The organism is Paludibaculum fermentans (genome assembly GCF_051172195.1).
GTDB lineage: Bacteria > Acidobacteriota > Terriglobia > Bryobacterales > Bryobacteraceae > Paludibaculum > Paludibaculum fermentans_A.
In genome coordinates, this window is record NZ_JBPJAQ010000001.1 from 6,320,312 (window position 1) to 6,337,598 (window position 17,287).

Here is a 17,287-nt window from a genome sequence, read left to right on the forward strand (position 1 = left end):
GCCTAGGCCAGCAGCACCCGCACGCCGTGCGCTTCCAGCATCTGCCGGTATTCCAGGCTGAGCTCCGTATCGGAAATCACGATATCGGCCACATCCAGCGGAGCCAGTGGCACCATGGCCGCCCGGCCGAACTTCGTATGATCGGCCACCAGGATCACGCGCCGCGAGGCTTCGATCATCTTGCGTTCGGATCCCACCAGCAGCGTGTTGTTGTTGCTGAACCCCGCCTCGGTCACGCCGCCAATGCCCATGATCAGGACATCGGCACTGACACTCGCCAGCATCTGTTCGCAGAGCTGACCCAGCATCACGCGCAATCGTGGATATAAGTATCCGCCTGTCAGCGTCAGCTCAATCTGCCGCGACTGCTCGAACACCTCGGCAATGGCCAGCGAATTCGTCAGCACATGCAACGATCGGGAAACCAGCTCCCGAGCCACGGCTGCCGCAGTCGACCCGCCGTCCAGCAGAATCGTCTGCCCGTCTTCCACCAGACCGGCCGTCACCCTTGCGATGCGCCGCTTTTCTTCGGCCATGCGGCCGCTTTGCCATGTGTAGTCGAGTAGTTGGTCGTGTGTCTGCAGCGCCAGCGCGCCGCCGTGTACCCGCTTCAGGACACTGTCCTTTTCCAGCAGGCTGAGATCCCGCCGCACCGTCGATTCCGATGCGTTGAGCAGGCTGCACAACGTTTCGAGATCAACGAACTCCTGAGATTCAAGGATCTCCCGGATTTTCAGCAGGCGCCCAGCCGCTTTCATGGGGAAGTTAGCTGGTTTTCTTGTTCAATGCGGCGAGCACCGCATCCGCTACGCTCTGTACCAGCGACTCCATGTCGTCGCCCTGGGCCGCAGCTGGTTTCAAACCGCCGGCGCCGGGCCGTGGAGGCAAGGAAATCGGTGTCTCCGGATTCATCACATCGCACACCTGGCACTCATCCAGACCGAACCGGGCATCGGGGATCCCCAGCTTCTGCTTGATCGCCAGTAGATCCGTCGCTTTGGCGCCCGGAATCTGCGAGATCGGCGCGCCCAGTTGGCTCGCGATCAGCAGCGTGTGGCAGTAAGTCTCCACCACCTCCGCATACCACTCGGCATGCGTCACTGTATCGGCCCAGCACACGATGCCGTGATTGCCCAGCAACACCGTGTTGTGGGTCCGCACATACGGGATCACGGTCTCGGCGAACTTCTGCGTACCCGGAGTCTCATAGGGCGACACCGCGATGCTGCCCACGAAAACTTCGTACTCGGGAATCACGCAATTCGGAGGCACTCGCCCCGTAATGGCGTATGCAGTCGCATGCGGCGGATGGCAGTGCACCACACCTTTGGCGGCCGGCACTGCCTTGTAGATCTCCAGATGCAGCAGGATCTCACTGGTGCGCGGACGGGCGCCGTACAACTGCGTGCCTTTCAGGTCCACCAGGCAGAGATCCGCCGGAGTCAGGTCGCCTTTGCTGACCAGGGTCGGCGTGCAGATCACCGCGTCTTCACCGATCCGGTAGCTGATGTTGCCGCCGTTTCCATCCACATACTGCCGGTGCCACAACTTGTGACCGGCGTGAACGATCTCGGCCTTAATCGCTTCCGCTTCCGCGGAGAAGAACAGCTTCTCCCATTGCGTGCCCGCGCCCACCACGTCGCCCGCGGCCTTCGCCGGCGCCTGGCTGGAACCGTTGCTCAGCTTCATCTGATGGGAGGCCACCAGATCCTGGGCAGCCGGGGTGAATACTGCGTTCTCGCGAACCAGCAGCTCTTTCGCGCCACTGCGCGCCGCTGCCTCCACATCCTCGGCGCAGATCACCTTGAGGTCTTTCAGATCCGCACTCTTCATGCTCTTACCTCGAATTCCATATATCCCGTTAGATGACCCGCAACGCCCCGCCGCCAATCGTCAATTGGCGCTCGCGTGTAAACGTCAGCGGCGTCGTCACGCCTTCGCCCGTGGGCGTTGCAATGCTGAAGCTGAGATAGCCCGCTCCATCGGTGCCCAGCGCCGCTGTACACGGAGCGTTGTGCACAAACAGCGTGGTGTTCATGGCCCGCGCCATCTTTGTCACGTTCTCGATGTTGCGCGAGTGGATCAGCGCCGTGTGCCGGTAGCCATGCTCGGCCTTCACCGAAGCAGCAATACCCGCGTTCACGTCTTTTACCTTCACCAGGGGCAGGAACGGCATCATCTGCTCTTCCTGCACGAAGGCATGATCTTCGCTCGTTTCGCCGAACAGCAGCGGAGTGCCTGCCGGCACTTTCACGCCGGCCGCCGCCGCCAGAACGGAGACATCCTTACCGATCAGTTCCTTGCGTACATGCGCATGGCCGCAGCCCTTGCCTTCGCCGTCCCAGCGGAACGCCGCTTCAGTCAGCCGCTCCACCGCCGCCACGTCGAGTTCCACCGCACCCGCGCGCCGCATGGCCGAGATAAACGCATCCCATACCTGCGCCACGACGAACACTTCTTTTTCGCCAATGCACAGCAGGTTGTTGTCGAAAGAAGCACCCGCGATGATCGCCTTGGCCGCTTCATCCAACTGCGCCGTCTCGTCCACCACCACCGGAGGATTTCCCGGACCCGCGGCAATCACGCGCTTGCCGGACTTGCCTGCCGCGCGAACCACCGCCGGACCGCCCGTCACGCACAGCAGTGCGATGCCCGGATGATGGAACATCTCTTCGGCCGCGCGGATGCTCGGATCCTGCATCGTCACCAGCGAATTCGTGATGCCAGTGGCCTTCTCGATCTCGCGATTGAACACCTGCAGCGCCAGCGCCGCGACTTTGGCCGCCGCCGGATGCGGGCTGAAGACGGCCGTGTTGCCCGCGGCGATGATGTTGATCGCGTTGCTGGCCATGGTCGGCACGGAGTGCGTTGCCGGCAGTACCATCCCGATCACGCCCCACGGGGCGCGCTCAATGATGCACAACCCTGAGGCATCGCTCCGCGACTGGCTGGTCATCGCTTCCACGCCCAGCACGTATTTGACGTTCTCGAGCTTCGCGATCTTGTGGTCCAGCCGGCCTAAGCCGGTCTCTTCCAACTCCAGCCGCGCCCATTCCTGCTTGTTCTGCTCGCACAGCCGCCGGATGATCGTGATGATCTGCCCGCGCTGTTCCAAGCTCAACGCCGCCACGCGCACCTGTGCCTCGGCCGCGGCCTTCACGGCTGCGTCCACCGAGGGCAGCACACCGTCGCCCAGCGGAGCTACCGCCTTGGACGAGGCTGCGGCAGCCGCGGGCTTTGCCTGTTGCTGCAACCGGAGCAATACCTGCTCGGCGATCTCGGCAACCAGTTGATCCCGATTCATGGTCATGATGACTTAGCTTGCCCCGTGCCTATTTCGGCAGGACGTTCTTTACATCGTTGTGGGGACGCGCAATCACGTGGACACTGACCACTTCGCCCACCGGCCGCGCCGCTGCCGCGCCCGCTTCCACGGCTGCCTTCACCGATGCGACATCGCCCGTCACGAAAGCCGTGCAGAGGCCGCTGCCCACTTTCTTCCAACCCTTGAATTCGACGGTCGCCGCCTTCAGCATCGCGTCCGTGGCGTATACCAGTGGCACCAGGCCCTTGGTCTCGATCATTCCAATCGCTGCTGTGATTTCCATGTGAGTTTCCTTGTCCGGCGACTAGCGCAGAATCCCTTCCACCAGGCCGTCATGCGGCCGCGGAATCACGTGCGAGGCGACCAGTTCGCCTACGCGCCGCGCCGCATGCGCGCCGGCATCCACTGCCGCCCGCACACTGCCCACATCGCCGCGTACCACGGAGGTCACAAAACCACCGCCGATCTCGATGCTGCGGATCAACTGCACGCTGGCCGCTTTGCACATCGCATCGGAAGCCTCGATCAGGCCCACCAACCCGCGCGTCTCAATCAGGCCCACCGCCAGTTGGCTGTCCGGTTCCGCCGCCGCGCCGTTGCCCTTGCGGGCAGCCTGCTGCAGGAACAGATCCAGGCCGTCGTGCGGACGGGGGATGACTTGTACACAAGAGAGTTCGCCGACACGGCGTGCCGCAGCTGCGCCCACATCCGTGGCCGCCTTTACCGCCGCCACATCACCTTCCACAAACGCCGTCACCAGGCCGCTGCCCACTGTTTCCCAGCCCACGAACGTCACGTTCGCAGCCTTCAACATGGCGTCCGAGGCCTCAAACAGGGCGACCAGGCCTTTGGTCTCGATCATGCCCAACGCTTGTCTCATCAGTCCTTTTCTCCTGTACGGCCGGCACCGGGGCCGCCGCCCGTCTTCCCGAAATCAAATCCTCGACCTATGCTGCATGCCACTCCCGCTGCCCTGGAGTACGCGCACGAGTCTGCGAATATCCTATCGACCTTTCCTTTTCAAAGTCAATCAGAAGCGAGCAAAAGGAATCATCGCTCGAATCCGCCGCAAAGATCGTCTCGCGGCCACATACTGCTCGGCTTTGCCCGCTACCAGGCTCTCGAACCGGGCCGCTGCCTGGAAGTAATACATATCCAGACGCGGCAGAAACGCCGGATCCGCGCCGGCGCGGACGAAATCCAGTTCCACACTGCAACACCAGTCGAACCGCTCGCCCGCCAATTGCCGCACTTGCGCGTCCGCGACCCCATAAGGATAGGCGAATGCTCGAACCTTTCGCCCGGTCCTCTGTTCAATCTCACACCGGCTCTCATCTAATTCGCCCGCCGCGGCCTCCGGAGCCAGCTTGCGCAGGTCGGCATGCGTCGCTGTATGCGCGCCTACACTCACCCGGTGGCTCCACAGTTGCCGCAATTGGCTCCAGTCCATCAGCGGCTTGCCCGGTCCCGAACCCGCCCAGGCGGATCGCTGCCCGCATAGCCGGGTCACCGCAAAAACTGTCGAGGGGAATCCGAAGTCGTCCAGCACTGGCAACGCCTGCTCGAAGAAGTTCTCATAGCCATCGTCGAAGGTGATCGCCGCCGCATTCGGTGTGACCGTAATCAATTCCAGAGGCACCACCTTCCGTCCACTCGCATTCAGGACTGCCATCTGGCGCCGGAAGAGCTGCGGTGTGACGGAAATGACAGACCCCGATTCATCCAGGGAATGATAGGTCAGGATGAAGGAATCAGCGCTGGCCATGGTCTGAGGTGGCGTGCACCGTGGGACGTTGGAACGCTTGCCGCCACGTATGCCGCACAAGCCCTACCGCGAACGACAGGCCGTTGTAGAAGTGATACAGAAGGTGGAACGGAATCGCCGCCAGCGCGAACCAGCGGCCTCGTTTCTCTGCCAGGAAGATGTAGAACTGCGAATTCAGGACCAGCACCAGCAGCAGAATCAACGCCGCCGGATAGGCCAGGGGATGGTGCGGCAGATACTTGCCGATCACCACCAGCGCCAGTACGAAATACAGCACCGTGACGATTTTGAGCATCAGGCCCCGCGTCCCGTGCTTGAGTTCGTACCTGTGCCTCAGCATTAGGGCAGGGAACGTCAGAACGACCAGCGGAATGATGCCCATCATGCGGTGCCACCACGCCAGGCCGACAATCAGCAAACCCGTACCGAACATGGTGATCAATACGCCCTTCGACCTCTTCGCCGCTCCATCCAGCCAGTAACGGCCCAGCAGGAAGAACACAAAGGCGAATAAAGGCGTCAGGAAGTACCCGCGCCAGTAGATCGAGCACGCCATCCCGAAGAGGGTCAGGACATACACCAGCGCGACGCTCACCCTCTGGCTCAACTGGATGTTGAGGTCGTTGGGCATGTGCTTGTCGCGCAGGATCAGTTCCGTCCACGGAATGCCGCGGTCGAAAATGTCGGTTTTCAGTAGATTCCAGAAGCTCCAGCGTTTCAGGTGCTTCACCTGGACATTACGGTCGAGCACCACCCGCCGCCCGGCTTCGGTCAACCGGTAGCCCAGTTCGATGTCTTCGATCGCCGGCCGGTCGTAGCTTTCATCGAAGCCGCTATAGGCGAAAAAGATCTCACGCCGGATCGCACCGCAGCCGCTCCAGAACGTGCACGCCTCGCTGCGGGAGGTGTGGTGCACGAAGCAGTGCATCAGGTTTTTATACTGCGACAGGAAGTCGGGTTCCGAAGGGTCGTCGTCGTATGACCCGATCAGGGCGTCCAATTGAGGATCCAGGAAGGCTTCCAACACCAGCGCAGTGGTGTCGGGATGCACGCAGACATCCGCATCCAGGAAGAAAAGAACATCGCCCTTCGCGGCCCGAGCCCCCAGATTCCGGGCGTGCGCCGGACCGGATTGCTTCGTGGTGTGCAGCACCTGTGCCCCAAACTGCTCTGCCACCGTAGCCGAATTGTCGGTGGAACCGTCGTCCACCACCAGCACTTCGAACGGCTTGACCCTCGACGCAGCCATGGCCGTCAGCGCCTGGGTGAGCACAGTGCTGCCGTTATAAACGGGGATGACGACCGACAACCTGGGAGCTATCGCGCTCATGGGGGAGACCGAATGACCATCTTCACACACTCCGCCCGATTCGGCGGGCTCGGGAGCGGTTTAGTTCAGCCGGTTTCCCTGCACGTTCCAACCCTCCACAACCACCACCGGTTGCCCGTGCTTCACTTCGGTCAGGCGATACGAGGCCGAAATGCTTCTCCGCTCTCCGGGCATCAGCACGAAATAGTTGTCCTCCCAGAGCACCGGCAGGATCTCCAGCTCGCGCTCGGGATCGGTCGGATTGTCCGGATCCAGTTCGCTCGTATTCACCTTCAGGTGGACTGAGAAGGCAAGCGACCGCGAGGGATTCTCCAAAGTGACGCGGGTTACGCCTCGCTCGCCATCCTTCTCGTTCCGGAAGGAATAATTCACCTTTACCTGCGGAAGGCTGTTCAATCCCTTCAGGTCCGCGAACTCTTTCGTCGGCGTCACATACCAGGTGGACTTCGCCCAATCCAGCACTTCCGGCTTGGTCGACAGCCAGTAGAAGTTGGTGCTGAGACTCTTACCCGTTGAATCGTCCAGCGCAAGCCGCACAAAGTAGGTTGTGGACAGCCCGTCAATCCCCGGTAAGGTCAGAATCCGGGTGGCACTATCCGCGCCGGCATCGATTACCGTCTCTTTCGACCACTTTTCCGTCATATCCAGGTTGTAGACCCAGACCTTCGCTTTCAAACCCGCAAACCGCTGATACAGCGAGTTCACAACGACAATTGACGCATCGTCGTAACTGTACTGGATATGCACCGGCTCACAGCCCTTCTTCGCCCCGAAGTAGCTGCCGCCCGGCCGCAGGTACCAGTCATACAGGTGCCAGATCATCGAGGGCCAGGCGTTGTTCAACATCCACTGGATCACCCCGGTCGACCGGTACTTATTCCGGCCAAAGGCCTCAAACATCGCCCGGTGTCCTTCGTACGCCATGACTTGAGCCTTGCGCGAATACTCTTCCACTCCGGCCGATCGCCCGTACCGCGCATCCAGCGCTTCCGTGAAGACCTTCACATCCTTGAAGACTGCGCCGCCCGAATGAAAGTCCCATACTTCATTGATAGGCCAGAGTTTATCCTCCGGCAGCATCGCCCGCAGACTTTCCAGCGGCGGCACCGCCGGCCCCGGGCTCGTCTCCGTGTTGAACCCATGCGCCCCGCCGCGGTCTTTGTCCAGTAGCCAATAGCTCGGTGCGATGTATTCATACGGACCGGTCATCTTTATACCCGGCAGTCCGGTGACCTCCGTGGGCTTCGACATAGCGGACGACTGGAATGGATTCGGCCAGTTCAACTCCTTCAGGATCTGGACGTACATTTTCTCGACGGCGGGCGGAGGCGGTCCATCACTGCCGTTCAACCACGTGAACACCGCAGGATGGCTCCGCAGCCGCCGGATCTGGTCCCTCAGCGAAGCCCCGGCGATCGAGTGATCCTCTTCCTTCCAGTTCTCCCACTTCTCCCAGTGATCGCAGCAGCACCAGCCGGCCATCACCAGAATCCCCATCTCGTCGCACATTTCCAGGAAGTGATCATCCTCGATCTTCCCTTCCATGCGCACCGTGTTCAGGTTCATGTCCCGGACATACTCCAGGTCGGCCCGCTGCCGTTCCGGCGAACTTCGCAACAGCATGTCGAACGAGTAGCCGGCGCCGCGTATGAGGATGTTCTTCCCATTCACCTGGAAGATCCGGTGATTCTCCTCGTTCAATACGGAGGTCACCTCGCGGATGCCAAACTTCATAACGCTCGAATCCGACACCGAGCCGCCGGTCTCAAACTCCAACTTCAGCGGGTACAGATTCTGGTGACCCGTCTGCACTGGCCACCAGAGTCTTGGGTTCTCTATCCTGAGTTGCGCAAACTCGCCGGGCGCAAACGCAACGACTTTCGTCTCTCCGGCGGCGAGTTGAACCGGTTTGGCGAAAGTAACCCCCTCAATCTGTCCTTTTAGGGTGCCTTTGACCGGCTTGCTGGAGCCATTGCGCAGATCCGCCGTCACAGTCAGCTCCGCTTTGGAATTCTCGGGCAGGTTCAGGTGCGTGATCACCTGCGGGAACCGGATGGCGACCGGCCCGGTGGCGTCGAGGTGAACGTTTCGCCACAAACCCATGCCCTTATCTGCGGGCGTGGGGTTCCAGTCGACAAAGGTGATGCCGAGATCGTCCGGCTGCGGCGGGAAGATCTCCACCGCCAGGGCGTTCTTCGAACCCGCTTTCACCAGTCCGCTCACATTGAACTCGAACAGCCGCCACGCACCGGCGGTCTTGCCCGCATCGGCCACCTGGCGTCCGTTCAGCCAGACGTTGGCACGGTAGTTGATTCCGTCGAAACGAAGCCAAAGTGTCTTGTCCCGGAACTCGGCCGGCGTGTCGAACTCGGTCCGGAACCACCACGAACCACGGAACGGGCTCTCCGGCGGCATGGCCAGATTCGAGAAATTGCCGGCGATTGGGTAGGTTGTGCCCGCAATCTGGCGCAGGTTCATCCCGTAATAGGGATCCGCATACACGCCCAGTTGCGCCAGGGCACTCACCACCGTGGAGGGCATGGTGGCTTTGTACCAGCCCTTCACGCTGAATCCCGGTGTCGACACAACTGCACCAGAACTTCCAGCGGCCGTGCTGGGTTGTATCGCCCAGTTCTCTTTCAAGGTCAAACTCGCACTGCGAGGGCTCTCCGCGGCCGTGGCCGCCAGGGTGACTGCTACCAACGTAAAGAAAAGCTTCATGGTCCGATCTATATGTCAACCCATCATAGCCGCCGAGTCCATCCCGCGGAGCCCCGAAAACGCTACACTGTTGGGATTCGCTCATGCTCCGCCACCTCGGAACGTGTTGTGGGGAAAGGCCTGCTTCCACCATGCATTCACCGACCAGCCGCCGCACACCCGGCCGCCTGCTCCGCCTCAGCGTCTTTGCCGCCTCCCTTGTTGCAGTAGCTGCGCTCGTCTCCCTGGTCCCGCCGCATACCGCGGCCCAAAAGAGAGAACCACCGGATCCCGATACCATCGCTGCCCGCAACAAAGTGGAAGCGGAACTCGCTTCCGTGGCGGTAATCGACCGCAAGTTGATGGTCCCGATGTCCGATGGCAAGCGAATGGCCACCGACGTCTACCGGCCCAGGGATACCACCAAGAAGTACCCCACGATCTTCGTGCGCACGCCCTACAACTTCAACTTCTGGGATGTGAAGCTGGGCGCCCCGCGTGACATGTCGACAGAACTGGAAGCCGTGAAGCGCGGTTATGCCTATGTCGTCATGAATGAGCGCGGTCATTTCTTTTCGGAGGGCCAATACGACATCCTCGGAGCGCCACTGTCAGACGGCAGCGACGCCATCTCCTGGATCTCGAAACAGCCGTGGTCCAACGGGAAGGTGGGCACGATTGGTTGTTCCTCTACCGCCGAATGGCAATTGGCCGTGGCGGCGATGGGCAATCCGGCCTTTACCACCATGATTCCGCAGGGGTTCGGCGCTGGCGTAGGCCGTGTCGCGCCCTACTTCGAGCAGGGCAACTGGTATCGCGGCGGCGCCGTGCAGATGCTTTTCATTGCCTGGCTTTACGGCGAGCAGAACCAGCTTCGGCCCATGTTCCCGGCCAATATGTCGCAGCAGGATCTGATTAAAGCCTCGAAAGCATTCGACCTGGCCGCGCAGCTCCCGTATGTTGACTGGTCGGTCGCCCTGCGCCACCTCCCCGAGATGGATATCATCAAGGCCGTAAACGGACCCAATGGCATCTTCGCCGACCGGATGGAAGTCTCCACCGGTGGGGCTATGATCAAGCGCGAGCCCAATGATCCTGCCTGGTACCGCGGTGGACTGTGGCACGACGATAAACCCATCAACATTCCCGGTTTCTGGTTTATGTCGTGGTATGACGTCTCGGTCGGACCGAATCTGGCCGCCTACAACTACGTTCGTAAAACTGCGAAGCCGGAGATTGCGAACCAGCAGTACGCCATCATTGCGCCGACGCTCCATTGCGGCTACAAACGTGCCACCGAGAATACTTACGTCGGGGAGCGCAGTGTGGGCGACGCCCGCCTGGATTACAACAACCTCACCTACGGCTGGTTCGATCACTTCCTGAAGGGCGAAGACAACGGCGTTCTGTCCAAGATGCCCAAGGTTCGCTATTACACCATGGGCATCAACAAGTGGCAGTCTTCCGAAACCTGGCCACCAGCTGGCGCCCAGCCCGTCGAGTACTACCTGACGAGCGGCGGATCGGCGAACAGTGCGGCCGGCGACGGACGGCTGACCACGGCTCCGCCACCCCAGGACAAGCCGGACCGGTTTGTGTACGATCCGGCGAATCCCGTCCCGTCGTATGGCGGCAATGTGTGTTGCACTGGCAACGCAGTCTCCGGAGGGGCCTTCGACCAGCGCCGGATGGAAGCCCGGCACGATATTCTTGTTTACTCGTCCGATGCTTTAACAGAGGGCGTTGAAGTCAGTGGGCCAATAGAAGTTACGCTCTACGTCGACTCAGACGCGAAGGACACCGACTTCACTGCGAAGCTGGTCGATGTCTACCCCGACGGCACGGCCTATAACCTGGATGAAACCATCCAGCGAATGCGCTACCGCGAGGGCTTCGACCGCCCGCCGGTATGGATGGAGCGCGAGAAGGTGTACAAGGTCACCCTGTCACCCATGAACACCAGCAACTTCTTTGACCGGGGCCATCGCATCCGCTTGGAGATCTCCAGCAGTAACTTTCCGCGCTTCGACCGCAATCTGAACACCGGCGGCAAAAACTATGACGAGGCCAAGGGCGTGACTGCGCACAACGGCGTTCACCACTCCATCGCGCATCCGTCCAAGATGAGTTTGACCGTGGTCCGCCCCTAAATCGGCGGCCCGTAGCGGACGGACGCCGTCTTCATCTGACAGAATGCGTCGCACAATTGTGCCTCGGAGTCCTGGCCATGCTGCGCGCCCCAACGGGCAATATCGGTTTTTGCGATCACCCAATCGGTGAGCGCTCCCAACCGGAACTCACCACACATCTGCTGCCGGCAATAGCGGACTTCACCAAAGACGGCCACATCGCCGAACTCGACCCGAATCCACGAACCGGCCGGAATCTCTTCCGCAATCACAATGCCGAGTCCGGAATGGGAGATATCGAGCAGGCGCGCTTCCCGGCTCTGCGGCTGATTCGGATTCAGCACCCATACGGCTGCCTTTTCTTCACGGACGTTGAATCTCGGTTCCGTGCGGGCATCCCTGCCGCCCAACGTTGCACGACGAATGGCAAACCCGATTGGCGTTGAAGGTCTTTGAACTGAATGCAACGATTCAGATTCCAGGTGCGCTTCCTCACCGTCCAAAGCCACCGTCAGTAGCTGCGAATCCATTCCCACGTTCCTCCCACGAGCGCCGCTGATTGACCGAATTAGCGGCACTTAATGAGCAGCACTTCATGGACCATCGCGAAAGTCGTTTAGAATCAATGGCTCGTCCGAGAAGGGGGTGCGCCATTTTGGATCAAAATCCCAACTTGATACATCCGTGAATTTCTCCTAAGTGCATTCTGTTTCAAGGGGTTAAGTGAAAGATCTGAGACACTGCTCAGTACAATTGTCTCGGTACGTATAGTACTATTCTAGATAGACCGATAGGAGTACAGGAGGTAAGCAGGGCTGATGCATCTCTCATTTGCCGCGACAGGCCCGTCCCCAGGGACCCGCGCCGTTTGCGCGAACGAAGCGAACCCATTGATTGCATCCACCCTGCCATGCGGGTCACGAACTGTGCCCGCGGAGTGCTCCAGTTTCTCGCGGCGTCTGCCCGTGCCTGTGCAACCCATAGTTGGACAAGCATTTGCAGCGTCCGCAGTATTGAGCAATTTGTGCATTCAGGCGGAATCCCTATGAGCTACTCTGCAGAGACACCGCTGGCCCACATGGCCGGTAATCAATGCGAACAGCGCGCCGGAGATCTGCCCCGCCTCCTAGTCGCGGATCGGGACCAACTCGCGCTGGAAACTATCCATGCCGCGGTACGCAATCAACCCTGGGCAGTTTCCTGGGCGTGCGACGCGGCAGACACCATAGCGGTCGTGAAGAAATTCCGGCCTCATCTGGTTCTGTTGGACCTGGCGATACCCGGAGGTGACGGAATCCAGGTGATTCGCCGGATCCATGAGATCAATCCGGAAACGCAAATCATTGTTCACACTGCGCTCCATTCCACGGAAACCGCGGTGAATGCGGTGCGTGCCGGGGCGGAAGACTACCTCACCAAACCATTGGCTTCGAACGTCCTGCGCGACCGGCTGAGTTATTGGCTGGCGCAGCGCGAGGTCCAGAACCGCGAGGTTCAGACCGAGTTGGACTTGCTTGATTCCTTTACGTTTGGGGGCGTTGTGGGCCGAAGTCCCGCCATGTTGCACCTGCTCGCCCGAGTGCGGCGGGTCGCCCCGCACTTCACCACCGCCCTGGTCAGCGGAGAAACGGGTTCAGGGAAGGAACTCGTGGCCCGCGCCCTGCATACCTGGAGCGGCGAATTGGGTTCGTTTGTCACCTGCAACTGCGCCTCGATTGTCGATACTCTCTTCGAAAGCGAGTTATTCGGTCATAAACGAGGCTCATTTACCGGCGCCACCGACGATCGGCCGGGACTCGTGCTGGCCGCCGCCAACGGCACGCTGTTTCTGGACGAGATTGGGGAGATGCCCCTGCTGCTGCAGGCCAAACTCCTGCGACTGCTGCAGAACCGCGAAGTCCGGCCACTCGGCGACAACAACGCGGTGAAAGTGGACCTGCGGATTGTGGCGGCTACGAATCGCGATCTGCGCAAACAGGTGGCTGACGGCACCTTCCGGGAAGATCTCTTCTTCCGGCTCTCTACCGTCCACTTCGCCGTCCCACCGCTGCGTGAGAGGCAGGAGGACCTGCCGCTGCTGATCCGCCATTTCCTGGTGGATTGCGCGGCGCGGTATGGCAAACCGGGGCTCAACCTGAGCCGCCGGGCTGAACTCGTACTGACCCGCTATTTCTGGCCAGGCAACATCCGCGAGCTGGAGAATTCGCTGAATTACGCCTGCATGATGGCCCAGAACGCCGTGGTGGACATTGGCGATTTGCCGGATTACCTGCTTACTCCGGCGGAGTCGGAACAAAGAACCACCCCGATGACCATGGCGGAGGTGGAGTATCAGCACGCGCTGCACGTACTGCAACTTTGCGATGGCAACCGCGTTCGAGCCGCGGAACTGCTCGGCATCGGCCGGGCTACTCTGTACCGAATGCTGGCGCGGCACGAAACGCCGCCACGGACCTAGCGGCGCAACATTCCTTGGAGTGACTCAGCTGCGGACCGGGGCCGACGGGAAGGCCGGCTCTGGTCCGTGGCCATGCTTTCGCCCGCTTGACGCGTCTGGACCGTCGCAGCCCGCAATTAATCCCAACAAAAGCGTCAGGCTCGTCATCCCTATCCAGTAGCCTGCCGTGCAGGCTTGCCTGGGACTCAGGCCCATTCTGGTCTTCTGAGGTATCTACGATGCGCAAGAGAGCCGTGACGCTCTGTGATGGTGTCCGCCAACTTCTCCTGTTGCTGGCGACCGTGTTCATCACTTTCTGCACCTTGTCTTCGAGTTGCTCTTTCGGGCAGACCCTTTACGGATCTTTGACCGGCAATGTGAGCGACGCCAGTGGGGCGGCAGTGCCTAACGCGAAGATCGAAGCACTGAACACCGACAAGGGCACGATCAAATCAACCACAACCGACGAGCGTGGATCGTACCTGATGGGCGACCTGCTGCCCGGCACCTATAAGGTGAGCATCAGTGCTCCGTCCTTCTCCAGCCGGGTCCAGGAAGGCCTGTTGATCAGCGTCAACACGGTGATCCGGCTGGACGCCAACCTGTCGGTCTCGCAGATCAACGAGAGTGTGACGGTGAGTGCGGCGGCCGTAACGCTGCAAACAGATCGCGCCGACATTAACAACCAGATTCAGTCGTCGCAGATCACCAACTTGCCGCTGATCAACTCGCAGGGGCGCAATTTCCAGGTGCTCTTCAAGATCCTGCCTGGCTTCACGCCACCGGTTGAGGTTCACTCGGAGTCGGGTAATCCGCAGCGGTCGATGGCGACGCAGGCGAACGGCATGCCGCAGTCGAGCAACAATACCAAGCTCGACGGAGCCACCATCAGCCACCCCTGGCTGCCTCGCCTGGTGGCCTATCTGCCGCCGGTGGAAGCGGTGGAGACGGTAAACGTGGTGAGCAACAGCTTCGATGCCGAGCAGGGCATGGCGGGCGGCGCGGCCATGAACGTCACCATCAAGTCGGGTACGAACGAGTTCCACGGCGCTGGTTGGGAGTTCCTGACGAATAGCGTGCTGAAGGCTCGCAATTACTTCTACTGCCTGTATTCGTGCACCGGCGACCCGAACCGGGCGCCGAAGAATGTGCAGAATCAGTACGGCGCCATGGTGGGCGGGCCCATCAAGAAGAACAAGCTCTTCTTCTTCGCCGATTGGGAACGCACGGAACGCCGCCTGGCTGCCTCGGCCCTGCGCACAGTGCCGACCGCCGCGATGCGGAGTGGTGATTACTCTGGCACGGGGACGACGCTGTTTGATCCGGCTACCGGCAATGCGGATGGGTCGGGCCGTACGCCGTTTGTGAACAACGCGATTCCTTCCTCGCGGATCGATAGCGCGGCGGCGATCATGTCGAGCCTGATTCCTGCTCCGAACCAGAGCGTCTTTCCGAACAACTACCTGGCCGTCGGCAGCTACTCGTTCCGGCGCGACAACATCGACTCGAAGATCAATTACATTCCGAACGACAAGACGCAGATCTTCGGCCGCTACAGCATTTCGCCGACGTTGGTGTTCGATCCGCCATCACTTGGCGCGGCCGGCGGCGATGCGACCAACGGCGGACAACCGGGACGCGCCCCGGGCCTGATCCAGAGCGCGGCCATCGGCGGCACGTATACCTTCAACTCGCGGGTTGTCCTGGACGCGGTGGTGGGCTACACAAGACTGCGGCTGTCGGCTGAGAACGTGGACATCGATAAGAATTACGGGCTGGATGTGTTGAAGATCCCGGGGACGAACGGCGAAGACAGGCTGCAGGCCGGGTATCCGCGCTTCACTTTCAGTACGTTCTCCTCACTGGGCAATCCGAACGTCTCGAACCCCTTCCTGTTCCGCGACCCGCAGTACGTCTTCAACACCAACGTGAGCGTCATGAAGGGATCCCACTCGATCCGTTTCGGGTTCGAGTACAGCAAGTACGACATCAACCACTTTCAGCCCCAGGCCTCGAACGGCCCTCGCGGCGGATTCAATTTCAATGGCGGGTTGACGTCACTGCGCGGCGGCGCTTCGACCACGGGATTCAACAGCTACGCCGACTTCATGCTCGGATTGCCACAGGCGATGGGCAAGGACGTCCAGTATATGAATCCGGCCACGGTGCGCATGCCGTCCTACGGTTTGTACATCCGCGACGCGTGGCAGGTGAATCGCAAATTGACCATCGACTACGGCATCCGCTTCGAGGTCTATCCGGCCCCGCGGCGCGACCATTGGGACGGTGAACGCTACGATCCAACCACGGATAAGGTTACGCGCGGCGGCTTCGACATGGGCAAGGGCCAGTTTGCGCCCCGCCTGGGCATGGCCTATCGCGTGAATGACAAGACCGTGGTTCGTCTCGGCGGCGGCATCAGCGTGGACCCGAATACATTCCGCTATCTGCGTGATGCCTATCCGGCCACGATCTCGAGCCAGTATTCCGGCGCTTCCACTTATCAGCAGGCCGGCACGCTACGGACGGGCATCCCGATCGTGGTGGGGCCGGATCTCAACCAGAGCACCTTCTCTTTACCCGCGGCCGTGGGCACGACGAGCTTCCCGCAGAAGTTCGATCGCGGCTACCTGGAGTCGTGGAACCTCACCGTGCAGCGTGACGCCGGGGCGGGGTTCAATGTCCAGGCGGCTTATGTGGGCAGCCGGGCCATCCGCCAGACCGTGATCCAGAACATCAACGCGGCGGGTCCGGGCGGTGGCAACCCGGGCCGTGCGCTGTACGCGCAGTTTGCCCGCATTTCGGACATTAGGTGGTTCACTCCGTTCAATACAGCGAGCTACAACGGCTTCCAGTCTCAAGTGACGCGGCGCGTGAAGGGCACGATGCTGGGCATGGCCTACACGTGGTCGCGTTCCATTGGCTATGCCGACGACACCGACGGCGGACTGACCTTCAACTGGGTACCGATGCTGAAGCGGAACAAGGCGGTTGCGGGGTTTGACCGCACGCATAACCTGCAGTTCTACGGCAACTATTCGCTGCCGTTTGGACGCGGTCACAATCTGGCTTCCAACGGCATCCTGGCGATGCTGGCCGGCGGCTGGCAGATGAACTGGATCCTGAGCCGGACCAGCGGCACACCGTTCACCGTGGGCACCTCAGGCAGTTCGCTGAATGCCGCGGGCAACACGCAAACGGCCGACCAGATCCTGGCCACGGTGAATATCCTGGGCGGACACGGGGTGGGGCAACCCTACTTCGATCCGAACGCGTTCGCGCCGGTGAACGACGTGCGTTTCGGCACCAGCGGCCGCAACCTGTTGCGTGGGCCAGGCGTATTCAACCTGGATGGCAGCGTGTTCCGGCACTTCCGGATCACGGAGAAGTTGGATCTGGAGTTCAGGACGGAGATCTTCGGAGCAACCAATACGCCGCAGTTCGGCAACCCTGGCGCAACCGCTTCCTCTCTGACGAGGAACGCGGATGGCAGCATCAGGGCCTTGAACGGTTTTGGTGAGATTACCAGCGCGAGCGGCGAACGGCAGTTCCGGTTCGCAATGAAGGTCACGTTCTAAGCCCAATCAGTCAGCGTTCGAGT

The 17,287-nt window shown here is 60.9% G+C and carries 12 protein-coding genes; 3 read left to right on the forward strand and 9 right to left on the reverse strand.

What is annotated here, in order from left to right:
* Window positions 1–2 precede the first annotated feature (2 nt).
* From ACR9Y2_RS25420 to ACR9Y2_RS25455, 8 genes are all read right to left on the reverse strand, one after another.
* Entirely contained in the window at window positions 3–758 is a 756-nt protein-coding gene (locus ACR9Y2_RS25420) for a DeoR/GlpR family DNA-binding transcription regulator (protein ID WP_435044514.1), read from the reverse strand.
* 7 nt (window positions 759–765) lie between these two features.
* The gene (locus tag ACR9Y2_RS25425; protein WP_435044515.1) at window positions 766–1,833 is read right to left on the reverse strand and encodes a class II aldolase/adducin family protein; all 1,068 of its coding nucleotides are present in this window, start codon (window positions 1,831–1,833) and stop codon (window positions 766–768) included.
* Between the two features lie 28 nt (window positions 1,834–1,861).
* A complete protein-coding gene (locus ACR9Y2_RS25430; RefSeq protein ID WP_435044516.1) occupies window positions 1,862–3,310 on the reverse strand; it encodes an aldehyde dehydrogenase in 1,449 nt (482 codons plus the stop codon).
* 22 nt (window positions 3,311–3,332) lie between these two features.
* Window positions 3,333–3,608: a BMC domain-containing protein gene (locus ACR9Y2_RS25435; RefSeq protein ID WP_435044517.1), complete on the reverse strand. Its 276-nt coding sequence runs from the start codon at window positions 3,606–3,608 to the stop codon at window positions 3,333–3,335.
* A gap of 21 nt (window positions 3,609–3,629) precedes the next feature.
* Complete coding sequence (locus ACR9Y2_RS25440) at window positions 3,630–4,205, reverse strand: BMC domain-containing protein (protein ID WP_323745317.1); 576 nt, start codon at window positions 4,203–4,205, stop codon at window positions 3,630–3,632.
* 150 nt (window positions 4,206–4,355) lie between these two features.
* Complete coding sequence (locus tag ACR9Y2_RS25445; RefSeq protein ID WP_435044518.1) at window positions 4,356–5,090, reverse strand: polysaccharide deacetylase family protein; 735 nt, start codon at window positions 5,088–5,090, stop codon at window positions 4,356–4,358.
* On the reverse strand, window positions 5,077–6,420 hold the full coding sequence (locus tag ACR9Y2_RS25450; RefSeq protein WP_435044519.1) for a glycosyltransferase family 2 protein: 1,344 nt from the start codon (window positions 6,418–6,420) through the stop codon (window positions 5,077–5,079). Before ACR9Y2_RS25450 ends, ACR9Y2_RS25445 begins: the two co-directional genes overlap by 14 nt.
* Before the next feature lie 60 nt (window positions 6,421–6,480).
* Window positions 6,481–9,141 (reverse strand): glycoside hydrolase family 2 protein, encoded by a 2,661-nt coding sequence (locus ACR9Y2_RS25455; protein WP_435044520.1) that lies wholly within the window; start codon window positions 9,139–9,141, stop codon window positions 6,481–6,483.
* Window positions 9,142–9,272: 131 nt separating this feature from the next.
* Here ACR9Y2_RS25455 and ACR9Y2_RS25460 point away from each other — a divergent pair, with 131 nt between their 5' ends.
* Window positions 9,273–11,270: a CocE/NonD family hydrolase gene (locus ACR9Y2_RS25460; protein WP_435044521.1), complete on the forward strand. Its 1,998-nt coding sequence runs from the start codon at window positions 9,273–9,275 to the stop codon at window positions 11,268–11,270.
* Here the strand turns inward: ACR9Y2_RS25460 and ACR9Y2_RS25465 are convergent.
* Window positions 11,267–11,779 (reverse strand): PilZ domain-containing protein, encoded by a 513-nt coding sequence (locus tag ACR9Y2_RS25465; RefSeq protein ID WP_435044523.1) that lies wholly within the window; start codon window positions 11,777–11,779, stop codon window positions 11,267–11,269. The genes ACR9Y2_RS25460 and ACR9Y2_RS25465 overlap by 4 nt on opposite strands.
* A gap of 515 nt (window positions 11,780–12,294) precedes the next feature.
* Between ACR9Y2_RS25465 and ACR9Y2_RS25470 the strand changes: the two genes are divergently transcribed.
* Together ACR9Y2_RS25470 and ACR9Y2_RS25475 are read left to right on the forward strand one after the other, a co-directional pair.
* A complete protein-coding gene (locus tag ACR9Y2_RS25470; RefSeq protein WP_435044525.1) occupies window positions 12,295–13,707 on the forward strand; it encodes a sigma-54-dependent transcriptional regulator in 1,413 nt (470 codons plus the stop codon).
* 218 nt (window positions 13,708–13,925) lie between these two features.
* The gene (locus tag ACR9Y2_RS25475; RefSeq protein WP_435044526.1) at window positions 13,926–17,264 is read left to right on the forward strand and encodes a TonB-dependent receptor domain-containing protein; all 3,339 of its coding nucleotides are present in this window, start codon (window positions 13,926–13,928) and stop codon (window positions 17,262–17,264) included.
* The last annotated feature ends 23 nt before the right edge of the window (window positions 17,265–17,287 follow it).

Coding starts and splice junctions, on each gene's coding strand:
- ACR9Y2_RS25440 (WP_323745317.1), bottom strand. CDS start 4,205: ATGAGACAAGCGTTGGGCATGATCGAGACCAAAGGCCTGGTCGCCCTG.
- ACR9Y2_RS25460 (WP_435044521.1), top strand. CDS start 9,273: ATGCATTCACCGACCAGCCGCCGCACACCCGGCCGCCTGCTCCGCCTC.
- ACR9Y2_RS25420 (WP_435044514.1), bottom strand. CDS start 758: ATGAAAGCGGCTGGGCGCCTGCTGAAAATCCGGGAGATCCTTGAATCT.
- ACR9Y2_RS25455 (WP_435044520.1), bottom strand. CDS start 9,141: ATGAAGCTTTTCTTTACGTTGGTAGCAGTCACCCTGGCGGCCACGGCC.
- ACR9Y2_RS25430 (WP_435044516.1), bottom strand. CDS start 3,310: ATGACCATGAATCGGGATCAACTGGTTGCCGAGATCGCCGAGCAGGTA.
- ACR9Y2_RS25445 (WP_435044518.1), bottom strand. CDS start 5,090: ATGGCCAGCGCTGATTCCTTCATCCTGACCTATCATTCCCTGGATGAA.
- ACR9Y2_RS25425 (WP_435044515.1), bottom strand. CDS start 1,833: ATGAAGAGTGCGGATCTGAAAGACCTCAAGGTGATCTGCGCCGAGGAT.
- ACR9Y2_RS25435 (WP_435044517.1), bottom strand. CDS start 3,608: ATGGAAATCACAGCAGCGATTGGAATGATCGAGACCAAGGGCCTGGTG.
- ACR9Y2_RS25450 (WP_435044519.1), bottom strand. CDS start 6,420: ATGAGCGCGATAGCTCCCAGGTTGTCGGTCGTCATCCCCGTTTATAAC.
- ACR9Y2_RS25465 (WP_435044523.1), bottom strand. CDS start 11,779: ATGGATTCGCAGCTACTGACGGTGGCTTTGGACGGTGAGGAAGCGCAC.
- ACR9Y2_RS25470 (WP_435044525.1), top strand. CDS start 12,295: ATGAGCTACTCTGCAGAGACACCGCTGGCCCACATGGCCGGTAATCAA.
- ACR9Y2_RS25475 (WP_435044526.1), top strand. CDS start 13,926: ATGCGCAAGAGAGCCGTGACGCTCTGTGATGGTGTCCGCCAACTTCTC.